Source organism: Curtobacterium citreum (assembly GCF_006715175.1).
In the GTDB taxonomy this organism is placed as follows: domain Bacteria; phylum Actinomycetota; class Actinomycetes; order Actinomycetales; family Microbacteriaceae; genus Curtobacterium; species Curtobacterium citreum.
Genome location: NZ_VFMQ01000001.1, coordinates 1708038 through 1725653, shown reverse-complemented (window position 1 = coordinate 1725653; position 17616 = coordinate 1708038). Strand labels below are relative to the sequence as shown.

At 73.6% G+C, this 17616-nt stretch carries 19 protein-coding genes and 1 tRNA gene; 7 read left to right on the top strand and 13 right to left on the bottom strand.

The window, feature by feature from the left end:
• Positions 1-71: 71 nt before the first annotated feature.
• The 6 genes from FB462_RS08145 to FB462_RS08120 all read right to left on the bottom strand — a co-directional run bounded on the left by FB462_RS08145 (position 72) and on the right by FB462_RS08120 (position 5947).
• Positions 72-869, bottom strand: coding sequence for an FAD:protein FMN transferase (locus tag FB462_RS08145; protein WP_229666889.1), 798 nt, complete (start codon positions 867-869; stop codon positions 72-74).
• Positions 866-1417, bottom strand: a complete 552-nt coding sequence (locus FB462_RS08140) for an FMN-binding protein (protein WP_308423682.1) — start codon at positions 1415-1417, stop codon at positions 866-868. The genes FB462_RS08145 and FB462_RS08140 overlap by 4 nt, the downstream gene beginning before the upstream one ends.
• Complete coding sequence (locus tag FB462_RS08135; RefSeq protein WP_141861278.1) at positions 1414-2853, bottom strand: ferredoxin reductase family protein; 1440 nt, start codon at positions 2851-2853, stop codon at positions 1414-1416. The genes FB462_RS08140 and FB462_RS08135 overlap by 4 nt, the downstream gene beginning before the upstream one ends.
• 136 nt (positions 2854-2989) lie before the next feature.
• Positions 2990-4432 (bottom strand): ATP-binding protein, encoded by a 1443-nt coding sequence (locus tag FB462_RS08130; protein ID WP_141861275.1) that lies wholly within the window; start codon positions 4430-4432, stop codon positions 2990-2992.
• Positions 4429-5109: a response regulator transcription factor gene (locus tag FB462_RS08125; protein WP_141861273.1), complete on the bottom strand. Its 681-nt coding sequence runs from the start codon at positions 5107-5109 to the stop codon at positions 4429-4431. Before FB462_RS08125 ends, FB462_RS08130 begins: the two co-directional genes overlap by 4 nt.
• Positions 5110-5197: 88 nt before the next feature.
• Complete coding sequence (locus tag FB462_RS08120) at positions 5198-5947, bottom strand: VIT1/CCC1 transporter family protein (RefSeq protein ID WP_141861271.1); 750 nt, start codon at positions 5945-5947, stop codon at positions 5198-5200.
• Positions 5948-6107: 160 nt separating this feature from the next.
• On the opposite strand from FB462_RS08120, the gene FB462_RS08115 reads away from it, so the two are divergent.
• The 3 genes from FB462_RS08115 to FB462_RS08105 all read left to right on the top strand — a co-directional run bounded on the left by FB462_RS08115 (position 6108) and on the right by FB462_RS08105 (position 10225).
• Entirely contained in the window at positions 6108-6572 is a 465-nt protein-coding gene (locus tag FB462_RS08115) for a DUF2231 domain-containing protein (protein WP_058741366.1), read from the top strand.
• A gap of 248 nt (positions 6573-6820) precedes the next feature.
• Positions 6821-9088 (top strand): catalase/peroxidase HPI, encoded by a 2268-nt coding sequence (gene katG / locus FB462_RS08110; RefSeq protein WP_058741374.1) that lies wholly within the window; start codon positions 6821-6823, stop codon positions 9086-9088.
• Positions 9089-9259: 171 nt separating this feature from the next.
• Positions 9260-10225, top strand: coding sequence for an AraC family transcriptional regulator (locus tag FB462_RS08105; protein WP_141861269.1), 966 nt, complete (start codon positions 9260-9262; stop codon positions 10223-10225).
• Here the strand turns inward: FB462_RS08105 and FB462_RS17315 are convergent.
• The 5 genes from FB462_RS17315 to FB462_RS08095 form a co-directional block, all read right to left on the bottom strand.
• Entirely contained in the window at positions 10210-10347 is a 138-nt protein-coding gene (locus tag FB462_RS17315) for a hypothetical protein (RefSeq protein WP_167510051.1), read from the bottom strand. The two genes, FB462_RS08105 and FB462_RS17315, sit on opposite strands and share 16 nt — an antisense overlap.
• Before the next feature lie 102 nt (positions 10348-10449).
• The gene (locus FB462_RS17310; protein ID WP_167510050.1) at positions 10450-10611 is read right to left on the bottom strand and encodes a hypothetical protein; all 162 of its coding nucleotides are present in this window, start codon (positions 10609-10611) and stop codon (positions 10450-10452) included.
• The gene (locus tag FB462_RS17305) at positions 10608-10754 is read right to left on the bottom strand and encodes a hypothetical protein (protein ID WP_167510049.1); all 147 of its coding nucleotides are present in this window, start codon (positions 10752-10754) and stop codon (positions 10608-10610) included. Before FB462_RS17305 ends, FB462_RS17310 begins: the two co-directional genes overlap by 4 nt.
• Before the next feature lie 257 nt (positions 10755-11011).
• Positions 11012-11084: transfer RNA gene (locus tag FB462_RS08100), tRNA-Val, on the bottom strand.
• Between the two features lie 42 nt (positions 11085-11126).
• Positions 11127-12722, bottom strand: coding sequence for a long-chain-fatty-acid--CoA ligase (locus tag FB462_RS08095; RefSeq protein WP_141861267.1), 1596 nt, complete (start codon positions 12720-12722; stop codon positions 11127-11129).
• A gap of 196 nt (positions 12723-12918) precedes the next feature.
• On the opposite strand from FB462_RS08095, the gene FB462_RS08090 reads away from it, so the two are divergent.
• From FB462_RS08090 to FB462_RS17295, 3 genes are all read left to right on the top strand, one after another.
• Positions 12919-13461 carry a MarR family winged helix-turn-helix transcriptional regulator gene (locus FB462_RS08090; protein WP_141861265.1) on the top strand — a complete coding sequence of 181 codons (543 nt, stop codon included), beginning with the start codon at positions 12919-12921 and terminating at the stop codon, positions 13459-13461.
• Between the two features lie 79 nt (positions 13462-13540).
• Positions 13541-13690: a hypothetical protein gene (locus FB462_RS17300; RefSeq protein WP_167510048.1), complete on the top strand. Its 150-nt coding sequence runs from the start codon at positions 13541-13543 to the stop codon at positions 13688-13690.
• A 5-nt stretch (positions 13691-13695) separates the two neighbouring features.
• Entirely contained in the window at positions 13696-13857 is a 162-nt protein-coding gene (locus FB462_RS17295) for a hypothetical protein (RefSeq protein WP_167510047.1), read from the top strand.
• A 21-nt stretch (positions 13858-13878) separates the two neighbouring features.
• Here FB462_RS17295 and FB462_RS08085 read toward each other — a convergent pair whose 3' ends face one another.
• A complete protein-coding gene (locus FB462_RS08085; RefSeq protein ID WP_141861263.1) occupies positions 13879-15636 on the bottom strand; it encodes an AMP-binding protein in 1758 nt (585 codons plus the stop codon).
• Positions 15637-15706: 70 nt separating this feature from the next.
• Between FB462_RS08085 and FB462_RS08080 the strand changes: the two genes are divergently transcribed.
• Positions 15707-16234: a hypothetical protein gene (locus FB462_RS08080; RefSeq protein WP_141861261.1), complete on the top strand. Its 528-nt coding sequence runs from the start codon at positions 15707-15709 to the stop codon at positions 16232-16234.
• 66 nt (positions 16235-16300) lie between these two features.
• Here the strand turns inward: FB462_RS08080 and FB462_RS08075 are convergent, their stop codons facing one another.
• Entirely contained in the window at positions 16301-17566 is a 1266-nt protein-coding gene (locus tag FB462_RS08075; RefSeq protein WP_259550406.1) for an APC family permease, read from the bottom strand.
• Between the last annotated feature and the right edge of the window lie 50 nt (positions 17567-17616).

The window sequence follows — 17616 nt, the reverse complement described above, 5'->3', positions numbered from 1 at the left end:
GTCGTCGTCCGGTGGGCACCATGCTGGCAGGTCAGGGCCCGCGACGGAAGCCTCTCGGGCAGCGCCGTCGGTCAGGCTTCGGCCCCGGTGACGTACGCGGAGGCGCCGGGGGTCGCCCACACACAGCCGTCCACCCCGAAGGCCAGGACGTCGACCGAGCCGTCGGCGGTCACCGCGGCGAGGTCCTGCTCGTCGCCCGCGAGGACCGCGGTGGCCAGGACGTCCGCGGTGACGACGTCCGGCGCGACGACGGTGACCTGCCGGAACACCGGGTCGGCCCGGCGCCAGACGTGCTCGCCGCGCTCGGCCGTGCCGGAGGTCGCGACCGCCCGACGGTCGTCACCGAGCGGGACCACGCCGACGACCCGCTCGCGGTCGAGCGGGTCGACGATGCCGACCTGCCAGGGATCGTCCCCACAGGTCCCCCGCGCGAGCACGTCGCCGCCGGCCGCGAGCATCCAAGCGGCGGACCCCGCCCTGCCACCTGCATCGGCTGCCGGACGCAACGAGCCGTCGAGGACGGCACCGGCGTCGCGGATCGCGAGGGCCTTCACGACCCCGGACAGGTCGAGCACGCGGTCCGGCCGGTGCGGGGTGAAGGCACCGTGCGTGCGCTCGCGCCATTCGAGGGCGAGCGCGTAGGTGTCGCGCACCTCCTGCGGCGCGTCCGCGAGCCGGAGCGTCCCGGCGGCGATGCGGCTGAGGTCGGAGTCCGGGTCGTACAGGCTGTACCGCCGGTCGTACGCGACGAAGACGTCCCGGACGGCCAGGGCGGTCGGGGTGTCGGCGCCGCGGAGGCTGACGACCGTGCCCATCGTCTCGAAGGTCCGCACGGCGGTCTCGGCCGCGGGACCGTCGACGCGGCTCACAGGCCCGCCTGGTCGAGGGCGGACTGCAGCGAGGTCGTGTAGCCCTCGCTCGTGTAGGTCGCGCCGCTGACCGCCTGGATCGTCGCGGACTGCGCCTGCAGGGCCTCCTGTCGGAGGATCGGCGCGGCCTGCTGGCTGATCGCCACCGACCGGCCGTCCCGGTTCGTCAGCTGCAGGGCCTGGACGTCGGTCAGCTTCCCTCCGCTGACGGTCACCTGGACCTGCACGGGGCCGTAGCGGGTCGCGGCGGCGGTGCCGGTGAACGTGCCGGACGCGCTGCTGCCACCGGACGTGCTGCCGCCGGCGGACGGGGCGGTGGTGGCCGGGCTGGTCGCAGTCGTGCCGCCGGTCCCGGTGCTCCCGCCGGCCGTGGCGCTCCCGCCGGTCCCGGCGGTTCCCGTGCCGCTCGTGGTGCCGGCGTTCGTCCCGGCCGTGGTGCCCGATGCGGCGACCTGGGCGGGCTGGCCGCCGAGCTGCCACCCGATGGCGAGCACCGCGACGGAGGACAGCGCGCCGATGACGACCCCGCGGGTCCGCACCGCGGTCACGAGGCGAACCGTTCCTGGTGGATGCGGTGCTCGGGGACGCCGGCCGCGCGGGCCTCGGCCACGACGAGGTCCGTCCAGACCTGCGGGCCGCAGACGTACAGGTCGGAGTCGAGCAGGTCGGGGAACACGCTCCGCAGGTGCACCCCGCGACGCAGGTCGTCCTCGGTCATCCAGCTCTCGGCCGACCCGGCACGCGGCCCGACCATGCCGTACACACGACTGCCGGTGCGACGGGCGAGCTCGGCGGTCTCCTCCCACAGGTACTGCTGGTCGCTGTCGGAGCCACGGAGGAGCACCGTCGCCTCGCCCGGACGCAGGTCGGCGTCCTCGAGCAGGGCGCGGATCGGGGTGATGCCGATGCCCGAGGCCACGAGCGCGAGCTTCGGCGCGGACCGGGCCTGCTTCGTGAAGAGCCCGTACGGCCCCTCGAGCGAGACGGCCGTGCCCGGGCGGATGCGGCCGAGCCGCGCGGACCCCGCGCCGAGGTCGCGCACCGTGATGCGGGCGCCGTTCCGGCTCGGGACCGCGGAGAACGACACCGGGTGGGCGTGCCACCAGGTCTGCCGGCTCCAGAAGCGCCAGACGCCGTACTGGCCGCCGTGCGCGCCGAGTGCGTCGAGGTCCCGGCCGGCCATGTGGATGGAGACGACCCCCGGAGCGATCGGTTCGACGCCGACCACCCGGATGCGGTGCCGGAAGGTCACGACGACGGGCAGCACGAACCGGTACAGGGCGACGAGTCCGAACGCGGCGACGTACAGCGCGATCCAGTAGGCCCGCTGCCAGCTGCCCGCACCGAGGACGCTGCCGGTGGTCATGTGCGGGAACGCGACGAGCACCGCCGCGTAGCTGAGCAGGTGGATCACGTGCCAGGCCTCGTACGGCAGCCGACGGCGGACCGCGACGATCGAGGTGCCGACCACGACGACGAACAGGCCGATCGACAGGTAGGCCAGCGGCATGTCCTGCGAGCCGAACAGCGCGACGGTCTCGGCGATCGGGCCCGTACCGTCGCCGATGCCGTAGCCGAGCGTCAGCAGTGCACCGTGCGCGAGCAGCAGGTACAGGACCGGCTTGCCGAGCGCCCGGTGGTGCGCGATCGCCACGTCCTGCCCGATCAGGCGGTCGATGACCGGCACCCGCGCGGCCAGGACCAGCATGACGAGCACGAGGTCGGTCCCGATCAGTCCCGCGACGATCCCGCCGGCCTCGAGCCAGCCACCGATGCCGGCGACGGTGTGCGACCCCGGGGTCGCGAGCCAGAGCGTGACCGCCACGGCTGCGGACAGCCAGGTCAGCACGGTCAGCAGGTCGACCCCGCGCAGGCGTCGACGGGTGGCGGCACGGCGGCGCTCGGCCGCGACGGGCAGCGGTTCGGGGGCCGGCGGCCGGTCGAGCGGGGTGCGGCGGGTGGTCGGCCGCGCGGTGTCGATCATCGGGTCGCTCCTGTCCAGCGGGGGTTCGGGTCCCTCACAGCATCGGAGCGCGACCTCGCAGGGACCTCGGAACGGGACCCGGACTTCGTTCGAGATCTCGAGTGCTCTGAGAACGGCTGCGGGTCGGAGCTCCTGGTCAGCGCCGCGGCAGCCGCACCTCGGCCTCGGCACCGCCGGTCTTCCGGTTGCGCAGCGTCGCCGAGCCGCCGGCGCGCTCGGCGGTGCCCCGGACGAGCGCGAGCCCGAGACCGCTGCCGCCCAGGGCGCTGTTCCGCGACGCGTCCGCCCGGGCGAACCGCTCGAAGGCGTGCGGCAGGAACGCGTCCGGCACACCGGGTCCGTCGTCGAGCACCCGGAGCACGAGCTCGTCGTCGCGCTGCGCGAGGTCGACCTGCACCGAGCCGCCCGTCGCCGCGGCGAGGGCGTTCGCGGTGAGGTTGTCGACCACCCGGGCGAACGCCGACCGACCGATGGCGTACCGGGCGTCGCCGTCCGGCACCGCGGTGACGAAGTCGACCTCGGTGGTGACCGCCTCGGGCAGGGCGCGGGCGCGGTCGACGGACGCCATCAGCTCGGAGACCAGCTCGTCCGCCGTCGAGGTCACGTGCTCGTCGGCCCCGTCGTCGAGCCGGCTGAGCTCGAGGAGCGACGCGGCGAGCGCCGACAGTCGGGCGGCGTCGCGTTCGGCGGCGGTCAGGTCGCCCTCGAGGGCGGGCGCGTCCCCGCTGTGCCGGTGGGCGAGCTCGAGTCGCGCGGTGAGGGCGGCGAGCGGTGTGCGGAGCTCGTGGGCGGCATCGGAGACCATGCGGCGTTCCCGGGCGGCGTTCTCGTGCTGCCGGTCGACGAAGCGGTTGAGGGTCCGGGCGAGGGCGGCGAGTTCGTCCTCGGCGGGTCCGACGGGCAGGTGTCCGTCCGCTCCCCCGTCGCCGAGGTCTTCGGCGCGGCGGCGCATCCGGGCGACCGGACGGAGGGCGAGCCCGGTGAGGACCCAGGCGGTGCCGGCGAACGCGGCGACGGCGAGCAGGGTGCCGACGACGAGTGAGCGGTCGACTCGGCGGATGGTCTCCTGCCCGGGGCGGGTGTCCCGTGCCGCCCAGACGACCGTGTCACCGACCTGCTGCCCGGCGACGACGTACGTGCGGCCGTCGGCGCGGACCTCGCGGGTCGCCACGCGGTCCCCGTCCTCGTCTCCACTGCCGTCCCGTCCGCCGTCCCGGTCCTGGTCGCCGTCCCCGTCGTCCTGGGGCCGGCCGTCCGTGGGACCGGACGTGCCCGCGGTGGTGGGCAGTGCCTCCCGGACGCCCCGCGGGAGCGTGTCGACCACCCAGCGGCCGTCGGCTCGGATGCCGACCAGCACGCCGCGTGTGGGTTCGTCGGGGAGTTCGTCCGGGTTCTGCCGGAGGTCCTGGACGAACGGTGCGAGGTCGCTCGCGGCGAGCGAGCGGTCGGTGTCCTCGGTGGCGGTCCGGACCTGGTGGTGCAGCGCGACGGAGGCGGCGGACAGGACGACGAGGCCGACCGCGACGCTGCCCAGGGTGATGCGCGTCCGGATGCTGCGGCGGAGGAGCCAGCGCCTCACGGGTGGTGCACGTCCAGGGCGTAGCCGACACCGCGCACCGTGCGGATGGCGACGTCCGCGTCGGCGGCGGCGAGCTTCTTGCGGACGTAGCTGACGTACTGGTCGACGATCGTCGGGTCGAAGTGCTCGGAGCTCCCCCAGACCTCCTCGAGCACGGCCGAGCGGCTCCGGGGTTCCGGGCTGCCCTGGATGAGGAACCGGAGCAGGGAGAACTCCTTGACGCTGAGGGGCAGGTCGCGGCCGCGCACGGTGGCACGCACGGCGACGGTGTCGAGCCGGACGGTGCCGGCCTGCGCCACGGTGGGGGTGCCGGCGGCGCGGCGGCGCAGGTGGGCTCGGAGGCGGGCGTTGAGCTCGGCGATGGCGAACGGCTTGGTGAGGTAGTCGTCCGCACCGGAGTCGAGCCCGAAGACGCGGTCGTCGACGGCGTCGCGGGCGGTGACGAGCACGACGGGCAGATCCTTGCCGAGCTCGCGGAGTCGTCGGCAGACCTCGAAGCCGCTCATCTCGGGGAGCATGACGTCGATCGCGGCGGCGTCGAAGTCCTCGCCGAGCGCCTGGCCGAGGGCGGCGTTGCCGTCGCGGACCAGGGTGACGTCGTGGCCCTCGTCGGTGAGGCCGCGTTCGACGAGGGTGCCCATCTCGGGGTCGTCCTCGACCACCAGGATCTTCGCCATCGTGTGTCCCCTCCCGGGTGTCCGTCGTCTGCGGTGGCGGCTGGCGGCGTCGGCCGGTGCCGCCGGCCGCTGCCGGTCGGCGCCGGCGTCAGACGACGCCGCTCGTCCCCAGGAGCGATCCGATCAGGAACGTGGCCGCCAGGGCGAGCGCCCCGCCGACGACGACGCGGATGGTCGCCCGTGGCACGGACCCCCCGCCGATCTTCGCACCGATCGCCCCGGTGAGCGCGAGGGCGAGGAGCACGACGACGAAGGTGACGGGGACCCGGACGGCGTCGGGCGGCAGCAGGATCGCGAGGAGCGGCAGGAGTGCCCCGACCGAGAACGCCACGGCCGAGGCGCCGGCGGCGTGCCAGGGGCTCACGACCTCGTCCTCGTCGATGCCGAGCTCCGTCGTCAGGTGTGCACGCAGGGCGTCCCGGTCGGTCAGCTCCGCGGCGACGCGCTCGGCGGTGTCCCGCTGGAGCCCGCGGTCCTGCCACAGCCGCGTGAGTTCCTCGAGCTCGGCGTCCGGGTCCTCGGCGAGCTCCCGGCGCTCCTTCTCGATCAGCGCGCGCTGGCTGTCGGACTGGCTGCTCACCGAGACGTACTCGCCGAGGGCCATCGACACCGCACCGCCGACCAGGGCCGCGATGCCCGCGGTGGCGATCGCCGGCACGGACGTCGACGCACCGGCGACGCCCACGACGATCGACGCGGTGGACACGATGCCGTCGTTCGCGCCGAGGACACCGGCGCGGAGCCAGTTCAGCCGCGAGGACAGGTCACCGGTGTGGGCCTCGCCGGGGTGCGGCTCGGCGGCCGACGGCTCTGCAGCGCGGGGCTCGGGTTCGCTCATGGGTCCGAGTGAACCAGGTCCGGCGGCCCGCGTTCGTGTGTGGTTTCGAGTGATCGCGGAGTGCGCTGATCGGCCCGTCGGGCGGGCGGTGGGCGGACCCAGCCGGTTGCCTGAGAGCGAGGCGTCGGACGGCCCGGCGCGCGAACCGGAAGGCCCCCTCGTGAACTGGCAGTTCGACGGCGTCCCGCTGCACCCCCTCCTCGTCCACCTGACCACCGTCTCGGTCCCGGTCGCCGCTCTGAGCGCCATCGTGGTCGCCGCGTGGCCCGCCGCCCGACGGTGGCTCGCGGTCGGTGCGCCGATCATCGCGCTCGTCGCCCTGGTGTCGGTGCCCCTGGCGACGTCGTCCGGCGAGTGGCTCGAGCACCGCGAGAAGGAGACCGCCCTGCTCGAACGGCACACCGAGCTCGCGGACGGACTGCTGCCGTGGTCGATCGCGGTGTTCGTGCTCGTGACGCTGTGGTGGGGGTGGCACCGGTTCGCCGCACCGCGCGTGACGAACACCGGGCTCGTGCGGGCCGTCGGCGTCGTCGGTCCGGTGCTGCTCGTCGCCGCCGGGATCGGCTCGATCATCGAGGTCGTCGTGATCGGCCACGCCGGCGCCGTGTCGGTCTGGAAGGGCTGACAGCCACCCAGCACGACCGGGCGGTCTGGACGGGCTGACAGCCTCCGACCGCACCCCTCCCGTGCTCCTCCCAGGCGGGGAGCGAAGCGTGACCACCGGCCCCCGCGTTCCGCGGACAGCATCGAACAGGAGCAGCGTTGAGCGAGAACAGCACGACCAGCAGCAACGGCGACCCGGACCACCGTGGCGCCGGGCACGGCGGCGCGGACCACCGCGACGCGGACGGCACCGACACCTGCAGCTTCCACATGGCCGGCTCCCTGCCGGCCGGCGGCGACCACCTGGGCGGCTCCTTCGGGCAGTCGCCGACCCTGGAGGCCTGGTACCCCCAGCGCCTCCGCGTCGAGCTCCTGCACCGCAACGGTGTGGACGCCGACCCGCTCGGTCCCGACTTCGACTACGCCGCGGCCTTCGCGACGATCGACCTCGAGGAACTCAAGCGCGACATCAAGACCCTCCTCACGACCTCGGTGGACTGGTGGCCCGCCGACTACGGCAACTACGGCCCGCAGATGATCCGGATGGCGTGGCACGCCGCCGGCACCTACCGCATCGCGGACGGCCGCGGCGGCGCGGGGACCGCGATGCAGCGGTTCGCCCCGATCGGCAGCTGGTGGGACAACGGCAACACCGACAAGTCCCGCCGCCTGCTCCAGCCGATCAAGCACAAGTACGGCAACGCCCTGTCCTGGGCGGACCTCATGGTCCTGACCGGCAACTGCTCCCTCGAGCTGATGGGTCTGCCGACGTACGGCTTCGGCGGCGGACGCCTCGACGCGTGGGAGCCGGACGACGGCACCTGGTGGGGCCCCGAGGTCTGGGACCCGCACGCCGTGACGAGCATGGACGAGATGGTCAGTCGTGACGAGCGCTGGCACGGGCAGAACGGCGACGCCGACTACGACCTGCAGAGCCCGCTGGCCGCGTCGCACCAGGCGCTCATCTACGTGAACCCCGAGGGCCCGTACGCGAACGGCGACCCGCTCGGCTCCGCCCGGGACATCCGGATCACGTTCACGCGGATGGCGATGAACGACGAGGAGACCGTCGCCCTGATCGCCGGTGGCCACGCGTTCGGCAAGAGCCACGGCATGGTGCCCGCGGCGAAGATCGGGCCGTCGCCGGAACTCGCACCCATCGAGTCGATGGGGCTCGGCTGGCACAACCCGCAGGGCGCCGGCAACGGCAAGGACACCTCGACGAACGGCATCGAGGGCAGCTGGACGCAGGACCCCACCCGCTGGGACAACAGCTACCTCGAGAACCTGTTCGGCCACGAGTGGGAGCAGACCCGCAGCCCCGCCGGTGCCCTCCAGTGGACGCCCGTCGACGCGGACGCCCCGCGCACGCCGGACGCCCACGTGCCCGGCGAGACCCACGCGCTCATGATGATGACGTCGGACCTCGCGCTGAAGGTCGACCCGGCCTACCGCGAGGTCTGCGAGCGGTTCCTCGCCGACTTCGACCTGTTCACGACCGCGTTCTCGAAGGCCTGGTACAAGCTGACGCACCGCGACATGGGGCCGAAGCACCGCTACCTCGGCCCGGAGACGACGATCTCCGACGAGCTGCTCTGGCAGGACCCGCTCCCTGACGCGACGGGCGCGCCCCTCGGCGAGGCCGACCTCGACACGCTCCGCCAGGCGGTCCGCGACACCGGGATCTCCGCCTCGGACCTCGTCGTCACCGCGTACTCCGCCGCGTCGACCTACCGCGACAGCGACAAGCGCGGCGGTGCGAACGGCGGCCGGATCGCCCTCGCGCCGCAGAAGGACTGGCCGGTGAACCGCCGGACCGTCCCCGTCGTCGAGGCGCTCCGCGGCGTCCAGGCCGACTTCGCCCGCGGCGGTGGCCACGTGTCCCTCGCCGACCTCGTCGTCCTCGCCGGCTGCGTCGGTGTCGAGGACGCCGCACGCGCCGCCGGCGTCGAGGTCACCGTGCCCTTCACCCCGGGCCGGGTGGACGCGACGCAGGAGCAGACCGACGTCGAGATGTTCGAGTGGCTCCGCCCGGTCGCCGACGGGTTCCGCAACCACGTCTCGGAACGCTTCGCGGACTTCGCCCCCGGGGTCGCACCGGAGGCCGTCTTCCTCGACCGCGCGAACCTCATGACGCTCACCGCACCCGAGTGGACGGTCCTGACGGGCGGGCTCCGCGTCCTCGGGGCGAACTGGGACGGCTCGTCGACCGGTGTCCTGACCGACCGGGTCGGGGCGCTCACGACGGACTTCTTCGTGAACCTGACGGACACCGACCTGGTGTGGACGAAGACCGACGACACCGAGACGACGTTCACCGGCACGGTGCAGGGCACCGGCGAGGAGCGCTGGACGGCGTCCCGCGCCGACCTGCTCTTCGGCTCGAACGCGCAGCTGCGCTCGATCGTCGACGCCTACGCGGGCAGCGACGGGCACGAGCGGTTCGTCCGCGACTTCGTCGCGGCGTGGGACAAGGTCATGATGCTCGACCGGTACGACGTCAAGGGGCACCGCCGGTACGGACCGATGGCGGCGTGAGCCCTCGACGCGGCGCGAGCCGGGCACGTGGCGCGACCGCGTGACGGACGGGAGGCGCGGTGCCAGCCGGCACCGCGCCTCCCGTCCGTCAGCCGGTCACCATCCACCGTCCGCACTCGCCCCCGGTGTGGGGCATCGACCGTCGGTGGAGACCGGCAGAATGTGGAGGGCATGCCCACCGATGCCGCGCTCCCGCACGACGTCGACCGCCGCAGTACCTCCATCGACGAGGCGGTCGCGTTCTACGAGCGCGTCTACGACAGCCCGGACATCAACGTCGGGCGCGCGGTGCCCGACGGGTTCTCCTGGCGCTACCGAGCCGTCGGCGACGACGAGGTCACGGTCGGCACCTCGTCCGTGGGCGCGAACCGCTGGGGCACGGTCGGGCAGGGCACCGGGTACGTGCTCGCCTGGGCGACGGCTCCCGGGCTGACGCTCGACTCGGCGTCCCGCGATCCCCTGCAGATGCAGCCCGGCGTCCCGGTGATGTACCCGGTCGGACGCGACTTCGCGTTCGAGGCGCTCCCCACCACGCAGCACCTCATCCGGTTCGACAGCGGCTTCCTCGAGTCCGTCGCCGCGGCCCGTCGCGCCACCGTGCCCGGCCCCCTGACGTTCACCAGCACGACGGACGCCGCGCACCTCGAACACCTCCGTGGCCTCATCCGTGCCGCCGCGCCGGAGCTCCTCGACCCCGGCACCGACCGGGACCGCCGTGCGGCCCTCAACATGCTCGTCGCCGAGTCGGTCGTCGACGCGTACGACGCCGCCCCGACGGTCGACGTCGCCCTGTTCGAGGGCCCGGCGACGATGCGGTTCGCACAGGAGTGGATGATCGCGAACGCACACCGTCCGATCACCGGGACCGACGTGGTCCGCGCTGCCGGGGTCAAGGCCCGCGCCCTGCAGGCGACCTTCCAACGGCACGCCGACACCACACCGATGGCGTTCCTCCGCCAGGTCCGGCTGCACCGGGTGCGGGCGCAGCTGGTGGCCGGCGACCCGACGTCCACGACGGTCGCGGCCACGGCGGGCGCGTGGGGGTTCGCGCACCTGGGCCGGTTCGCCGCGTTCTACGCGGAGTCGTTCGGGGAGCGACCGTCCGAGACGCTCCGACGGGTTCAGCGCTTCGGCTGACCGGGCTCCGCGTCCACCGGTCGGTCGTCCTCGAGGGCCTCGACCGGGGCGAGCGAGTTGACGAACTCGTCCACGAACCGCTGGTGGTCGTGGTCGTTCGGTCCGGGCTGCTGTGAGGGCACCGTGCCACCCTAGGCGAATTCGCTAGAGCGCCTAGCGATCGATCCGGTCCGCGCGGCGCGCGTGCTGCGCGTCGGGCGCGCCGTGCGTCGGGCGCGCTGCGTTCAGGGCGCGACGAAGAAGTCGCCGTAGGTCGGCTCCCGCGGGACGTCCTCACCGACCCGGCGGAGCACCATCGCCGCGATCTCGTCCGGGTGGCTCATCCCGCGGCGGTGCCACTCGACGGCCTGCGTCCGGGGGTCCTCGGCGTGCTCGTGTCCGGTCACGCCGGCACCAGGACGACGACGAGGACCGAGGCGGCAGCGGTGGCCAGGGCGAGCCCGAGCGCTGTGGCACCCGCGGCGACCAGACGCAGCCGTGGCAGGTCGCGGGGTGCGACGTGGATCGCGGGGATCGTCGTCGGTTCCATGTCGGGCCGCCTCACTGGTGCGCCGGGGAGCGCTCGTCACCAGCATGACGCCTCGAGGTTAGTTTGCCTAACTACGTTCGGGAACCGGATGGCGCCCGAGGCGGAGCGCAGGACGCGGACGGATCGGTGTCCCGCATCGCCGCCCACCGATCGGCCGGTTCCCGCACCGAGTCTCGGCCCCGGCGACGAGTTCCGCGTGCCCGGGTACGAGACTCGTCGCACCGCCCGAGACTCGGCCGGCGCCGGTCGCGCACCAGTGGGCCCTGCCGGGATCGAACCGACGACATCCACGGTGTAAACGTGGCGCTCTACCAGCTGAGCTAAAGGCCCCTGCCGTCGATCCTACCGGCACCGGTCGGCGCTGCCGATCCGTCAGGCGTCCCCGAACCGGTCGACGAGCTCCCGCTTGAGCACCTTCCCGCTCGGCCCGAGCGGCAGCGCTTCGAGGACGTGTACGACCCGCGGGTACTTGTAGACGGCGATCTCGTCAGCGACGAAGTGGATGAGCTCCTCCGGCGTGACGGTCGCCCCGTCGCGCAGGACCACGGCCGCGGCGACCTCCTGCCCGTGCACCTCGTGCGGGATCCCGAACACGGCGGCCATGGTCACGTCGGGGTGCGACGCGAGGACCTCCTCGACCTGCCGCGGGTACACGTTGTAGCCGTTCCGGATGATCATGTCCTTGGTGCGGTCGACGATCGTCAGGTACCCGTCGTCGCCCTTCGTGCCGAGGTCTCCGGTGCGGAACCATCCGTCCACCATCACGGCGGCGGTGTCCTCGGGGCGGTTCAGGTACCCGTTCATCAGGTTGTGCCCGCGGATCACGAGCTCGCCGATCTCGCCGTTCGGCAGGAACCGGACGGCGTCGGTGACCTCGGGGTCGGCGATCTCGATGTCGACGCCCCAGATCGGCGTCCCGATCGTCCCGGGGTGCGGCGCGGTGCCGACGTGGTTGAAGGACGCGACGGGCGAGGTCTCGGTCAGGCCGTAGCCCTCGTGGATCGGCGCGTCGTACACCTGCTGGAACTTCTCGAGCACGGCGAGCGGGAGCGACGCGCCCCCGGAGATCGCGTAGCGCAGGGCCGGGCGACCCTCGCTGCGGGTCGCCGCGTCGAGGAGCGCCATGTACATCGTGGGGACGCCCATGAAGATCTCGCAGCCGTGCTCGACCATGGCTGCGAGTGCGGCGTCGCCGTCGAACTTCGGCAGCATCACGATCGTCGCGCCGGTGCGGAAGCCGGTGTTCATGGTGCAGGTCTGCCCGAAGGTGTGGAACAGCGGGAGCGCACCGAGCAGGACGTCGCCGCGGTGCATGTCGAACGTGCTCATCAGGTTCGTGTTGACCTGCTCGAGGAGCGCGAAGTGCGATCCCTCGGCGCCCTTGGGGCGCCCGGTCGTGCCGCTCGTGTACAGGATCGTGGCCGTGTCGAACGGGTCCCGGGGCACGTACGTGGTGAGGGGCTCGCTCGACCCGGCCAGTGCCTCCAGTCGGTCGTGGCCGTCCGCGGAGTCCGCCGGTGCGAGCACGGTGACCACGTCGACACCGGCGAGGTCGGCGCCGGCGGCGCCCTCGCCGAGGAGCGGGGCGGCGCAGACCAGCAGTCGCGCGCCGCTGTCGCGGAGCACGTACTCGATCTCCTTCCGCTTGAGCAGTGCGTGCACGGGGACGACGACCGCGCCGAGCGCGAGCGTGGCGTAGTAGACGCGGGCGAAGTCGGCGACGTTCGGGACGAGCATGGCGACGCGGTCGCCCTCGGCGACCCCGCGGGCACGGAGCGCACCGGCGTAGCCGAGCGTCTCAGCCCACAGCTCGGCGTAGGTGGTGCGGCGGTCGCCCACGATGACGGCGACGTCGTCGGGGTAGCGGCTCGCGGACTCGGCCAGGATCGCGGCGACGGACGCGGTCGCCTGCGTGGTGCGCGCTCCGGCGACGGTGCTGGACGCGGGGTGCTCGGTGGTGCTGGTCATGCCGACCTTCCGTCTCGTGTGACGACTGCTCACGACGGAGCCTACGTCCCGGCCGCGGGCGGCGTCCGTGCGCCCCGCCGCGAGGGCACGCCCGGCTCGGTCGGTGCCTGCCGGCTCCGACGGGGCCGTGCGCCTGTACCCCGGTGCAGGCGTGTCCCCCGGTATTGTTCGGCGTACCGCAACAGGAGGTTTGCTCGTGGCCGAAGGCGACACGTACGACGCGACGGGGTACTGGTACCCCGATCGGCCGTCCCGGTCCGGCGTCGAGGTCCTGACCCTGATGCGGCGATACCGCGCCGCCGAGGTCGCGATGCGCGAGCGGACGCGGCGGTCGATGAAGATGAACGCGACGGACATGGAGGCGGTCCGCTTCCTCCTGCGCGCCGGCGAGCGTGACGAGCAGGTCCGCCCAGGCGACCTCGCGACCCACCTCGGCATCACGTCCGCGTCGACCACCGCGGTGGTGAAGCGCCTCGTCGCCTCCGGGCACGCCGAGCGCCGCCCGGACCCCACGGACGGCCGGGGCGCGCTGCTCGTCGCGACGGGGCACACCGACGAGGAGGTCCGGACCGAGCTCACCGACGTGCACGCCCGGATGATCGCCGCCGCCGAGCGGCTGTCGCCGCAGACCGTCGACGAGATGGCCGGGTTCTTCACGGAGCTGATCGCCGCGATGGAGGACGACGGATCAGAGGCGCGTGACCCGCTGTCCCATATGCGTACGCATTCAGATCAGTAGTTAGACAAACTAGAGAAACCAGCGCATGCTGGACCCAGCCACCGAGACGGTGGTCTCCGACGACACGGAAGGGCCGGCCATGAGCACCATCGACGCGACGCACTCGCAGTTCTCCGAGGTCCGCGAGGCAGCAAGGGGCCGCCTGCTCGCCGCCGTCGCGACGAGCCTCGGCATCGTCGCCGTGACCGTCGCCACCGCCGCCGTGACCGTCGTCACCCTGGGGGCCTGAGCACGATGGGCCACCTCCGCGAACTCAGCGAACTCCAGCGCCACCCGCACGAGTGGCACCGCCGCGGCATGCGCCACCCGGACGAGATCGACGCCCTCGTGCACCACCGCACCATCGGCGACGTGCCGCAGGAACCGTCGTACGGGGACTTCTTCCGCGCGGTCTGACGCCGCGCCGGTCTGGCTGGCTCAGCTCCGCCGGTCGTCCGCCCGCCGGCCGACCGACCGCAGCTCCGGGAACTGCTCGTCCCGCCACTCCCCCGCCACGGGTACGCCGTCTGCCACCGCGCGCTCCTCGCGCTCCCGCAGCTCGACCCGCCGGATCTTCCCCGAGATCGTCTTCGGCAGCTCTGCGAACTCGACCCGACGCACCCGGGCGTAGGCCGGCAGCGACGTCCGGGCGTGCCCGAGCACCGCGCGGGCGGTCTCGGCGGACGGCTCCCATCCCGCGGCGAGCGCCACGTAGGCCTTCACCACGTTGAGGCGGGCGTCGTCAGGAGCCGGCACGACCGCGCTCTCGGCCACGGCGGGGTGCTGCAGCAGGGCGCTCTCGACCTCGAACGGTGACACCTTGTAGTCCGAGGACTTGAACACGTCGTCGGTCCGCCCGATGAACGTCAACTGCCCATCGGCGTCCCGGCTCGCGATGTCGCCGGTGTGGAAGGAACCGTCGCGCATCGCGTCGTCCGTGCGGGCCGGGTCGCCGAGGTACCCCGACATCAGGTTCGTCGGACGCTCGGTCAGGTCGAGGCAGACCTCGCCCTCGTCACCCGGCTCCCCGGTGAGCGGGTCGAGCAGCACGACGGAGACGCCGGGCAGCGGCTGCCCCATCGCCCCCGGGGTGACCGGGGAGCCGGGGACGTTGCCGATGATCGCGGTCGTCTCGGTCTGCCCGTAGCCGTCGCGGATGGTGAGCCCCCACGCCGCCTGGACCCGCGCGATGACCTCGGGGTTGAGCGGCTCGCCCGCCGAGACGACCTCGCGCAGCACCCGCGGCTTCGGTCCGAGGTCCGACTGCAGCAGCATCCGCCACGCGGTCGGCGGCGCGCAGAAGGTGTCGACGCCGTCCTGGTCGAGCCGGGCGAGGAGCCCCGCCGGGTCGAACCGCGGGGTGTCGTACACGTAGACGGTGGCCTCGGCGATCCACGGCGAGAAGAAGCAGCTCCACGCGTGCTTGCCCCAGCCGGGCGAGCTGATCGCCAGGTGCACGTCACCGGGGCGGAGCCCCAGCCAGTGCATGGTGCTGAGGTGTCCGACCGGGTACGAGGTCTGCGAGTGCACGACCATCTTCGGCTTGGACGTCGTGCCCGAGGTGAAGTACACCAGGCACGGGTCGGTGGTCAGGGTCGTGACGACCGGTCGCTGCTCGTCGGCCGGTGCGGGCTCGCCGAGGTCCGTCGGGTACGAGCGCCACCCGTCCACGTCGCCGCCGATCACGATGCGGGACTCCGCCCCGGTCACGCCGTCGAACTTCGGCGTCTCGCCGCGGTTCGTCACGACGTGCGCGACGGCGCCGCGGTCGACGCGGTCCTGCAGGTCCGCGGTGTCGAGCATGGTGGAGGTCGGCAGGATCACGGCGCCGAGCTTGATGACGGCGAGCATGGTCTCCCACAGCTCGAGCTGGTTGCCGAGCATGACGAGCACGTGGTCGCCCTTCCGGACGCCCCACCGGTCCAGGTGCACCGCGAGCCGGTCCGACCGCGCGGCCATCTCGGCGTAGGTCGTGCGGGATCCGCCGTCCCCGTCCACGATCCACAGCGCCACCCGGTCGTTGTCCCGCGCGACCACGTCGAACCAGTCGGTCGCCCAGTTGAAGGTCGGGCCGAGGTCCGGCCACCGGAACGTACGGCGAGCGGCGTCGGCGCGGACGGGGTCCTGCTCGTCGAGGACGGCGAGGAGCTCGTCCCGGGCGGCACGGTAGGCGGTGGTCGGGTTCGTGGAGGGCACCGGTCGATCATGCCCGATGCGGGCGGGGATGCGCAGCGCTCCCGCACCGGACGGGGGTACGGTCGCACGCGTGGACGGTGTCGGTGTGGTCGACGAGGCCGGGCGGCTGCGGCTGCTCGGCGCCGCCGTGGCGGGCGCCGCGTTCGGCGGGGTGCTCGCCGTGCTCCTCGCGTCGTCGTGGACGGCCGCGACCACCGGTCTGCTCGTCGGGGTCGGCGTCCCCGCCGGCGCGGTCGGCGCCGGGATCGGCGTGTGGTCGCAGCTCCGGAGCTGGCGCACCGCCGGCGGCTACGAGCAGAGCGTCCGTGCCCAGCGGTGGGTCGCCGACGGCGCTGTTCCGTCCGGCGTCCCCGCCGAGACCTGGGTTCCGCTCCTGCAGGCACAGGCGGACCGCGAGGGCGCCGGCTGGAGCAAGATCGTCCTCTGCGTCCTGTGGAGCCTCATGACGTGGTCGGCCGAGCCGCAGCACGGACCGGTCCTGACGGTCCTGCTCGTCGGCCTGTGGGTCGGCATCGGCGCCTGGTCGGCGCTCTGGGTGATCCCCCGGGCCCGCGCTGCGCGCGCGGTCCTCCGTCGCGGGGTCACCACCGTCCCCTGACCAGGACGGCCTGGAGGCACGCCCCACCGCCGCCCCGCAGGTGCAGCGACAGCGTGGTCGGTCGGGTCAGCGCGGGGTCGGGGGCCGGACGCGCAGGCGCACCGCCCGCAGGACGAGACCGAGCAGGAGCACGACGGCCCCGGCGCCCAACGAGGCGGTGGGCAGCGTCACGACGAGGACGACGCACCCGAGGACGCCGGCGGCTGCGAGGACCCGCGGGTACCGGCGCTGCGCACGGTCCTGTGTCCACGCCGCGACGTTCGCGACCGCGTAGTAGAGCAGGACCCCGAACGCCGAGAACCCGATCGCACCGCGCAGGTCCGTGACGAGCACGAGCACCGCGACCACGACGCCGAGCAGCACCTCCGCGCGGTGCGGGACGCGCCACCGAGGGTGCACGGCCGACAGCCACCCGGGCAGGTCGCCACCCCGCGCCATCGCGAGGCTCGTCCTGCCGATCCCCGCGACGATCGCGAGCAGCGCCCCGAGCGACGCCGCTGCGGCACCCACCCGCACCACGACCGGCCACGGTCCGCCTGGGAGTGCGGCGACGGCCGCGAGCGGTGCGGGCGTCGCCGCCGTCCCGACCGGGCCGAGCGCGTGCAGGGTCGACACCGCGACCACCGCGTACACGACGAGTGCCGCCCCGAGCGCGAGCGTCACGGCGCGCGGGATGGTCCGCGCAGGGTCGACGACCTCCTCGCCCATCGTCGCGATGCGTGCGTACCCGGCGAACGCGAAGAACAGGAACCCGGCGCCCTGCAGCACACCGAGCGGTGCCGCAGGGGGCACCGGGAGCGCGGTCGTCGGCGCGGTGTGCGTCAGCCCCACGACCACGACGGCGGCCAGGGCGACGAGCGACACGGTCACCAGGACGCGGGTGACGAGGGCGGTCCTCGTGACGCCGAGCAGGTTCACCGTGGTGAGCGCGACGACCGCGAGCACCGCGACCGGCTTCGTCCACGGACCCGGCGCGGCGTACGTGGCGAACGTCAGCGCCATCGCGGCGGCGCTCGCGGTCTTCCCGATCACGAAGCACCACCCCGCGGCGTACCCGGCCCACGGGCCCAGCCGCTCCCGTCCGTACACGTACGCGCCGCCGGAGGTCGGGTACTGGGCGGCGAGCTGCGCCGACGACGTGGCGTTGCAGAACGCGACGGACCCGGCGAGCGCCAGGCTCAGCAGCAGCCAGCCGTGCGCGGCGGCCGCGGCGGGCGCGAACGCCGAGAACACCCCGGCGCCGACCATCGACCCCAGGCCGATCAGGACGGCGTCCGGCAGGGTCAGGCGGCGGGCGAGGGCGTCGGGTCGCGTGGGTCCGGGTCCGCTCACGGCACGATCCTGCCGTACCGGCGCAGGTCGTGGTGGCTACGCTCGGCAGC

Bases quoted from the DNA above. Each gene is read 5' to 3' on its own strand.
- FB462_RS17295 (WP_167510047.1), top strand. From the start codon at position 13,696: ATGGGCCACCTCCGCGAACTCAGCGAACTCCAGCGCCACCCGCACGAG.
- FB462_RS17305 (WP_167510049.1), bottom strand. From the start codon at position 10,754: ATGGAACCGACGACGATCCCCGCGATCCACGTCGCACCCCGCGACCTG.
- FB462_RS08120 (WP_141861271.1), bottom strand. From the start codon at position 5,947: ATGAGCGAACCCGAGCCCCGCGCTGCAGAGCCGTCGGCCGCCGAGCCG.
- katG (WP_058741374.1), top strand. From the start codon at position 6,821: ATGGCCGGCTCCCTGCCGGCCGGCGGCGACCACCTGGGCGGCTCCTTC.
- FB462_RS17300 (WP_167510048.1), top strand. From the start codon at position 13,541: ATGAGCACCATCGACGCGACGCACTCGCAGTTCTCCGAGGTCCGCGAG.
- FB462_RS08095 (WP_141861267.1), bottom strand. From the start codon at position 12,722: ATGACCAGCACCACCGAGCACCCCGCGTCCAGCACCGTCGCCGGAGCG.
- FB462_RS08125 (WP_141861273.1), bottom strand. From the start codon at position 5,109: ATGGCGAAGATCCTGGTGGTCGAGGACGACCCCGAGATGGGCACCCTC.
- FB462_RS08105 (WP_141861269.1), top strand. From the start codon at position 9,260: ATGCCCACCGATGCCGCGCTCCCGCACGACGTCGACCGCCGCAGTACC.
- FB462_RS08135 (WP_141861278.1), bottom strand. From the start codon at position 2,853: ATGATCGACACCGCGCGGCCGACCACCCGCCGCACCCCGCTCGACCGG.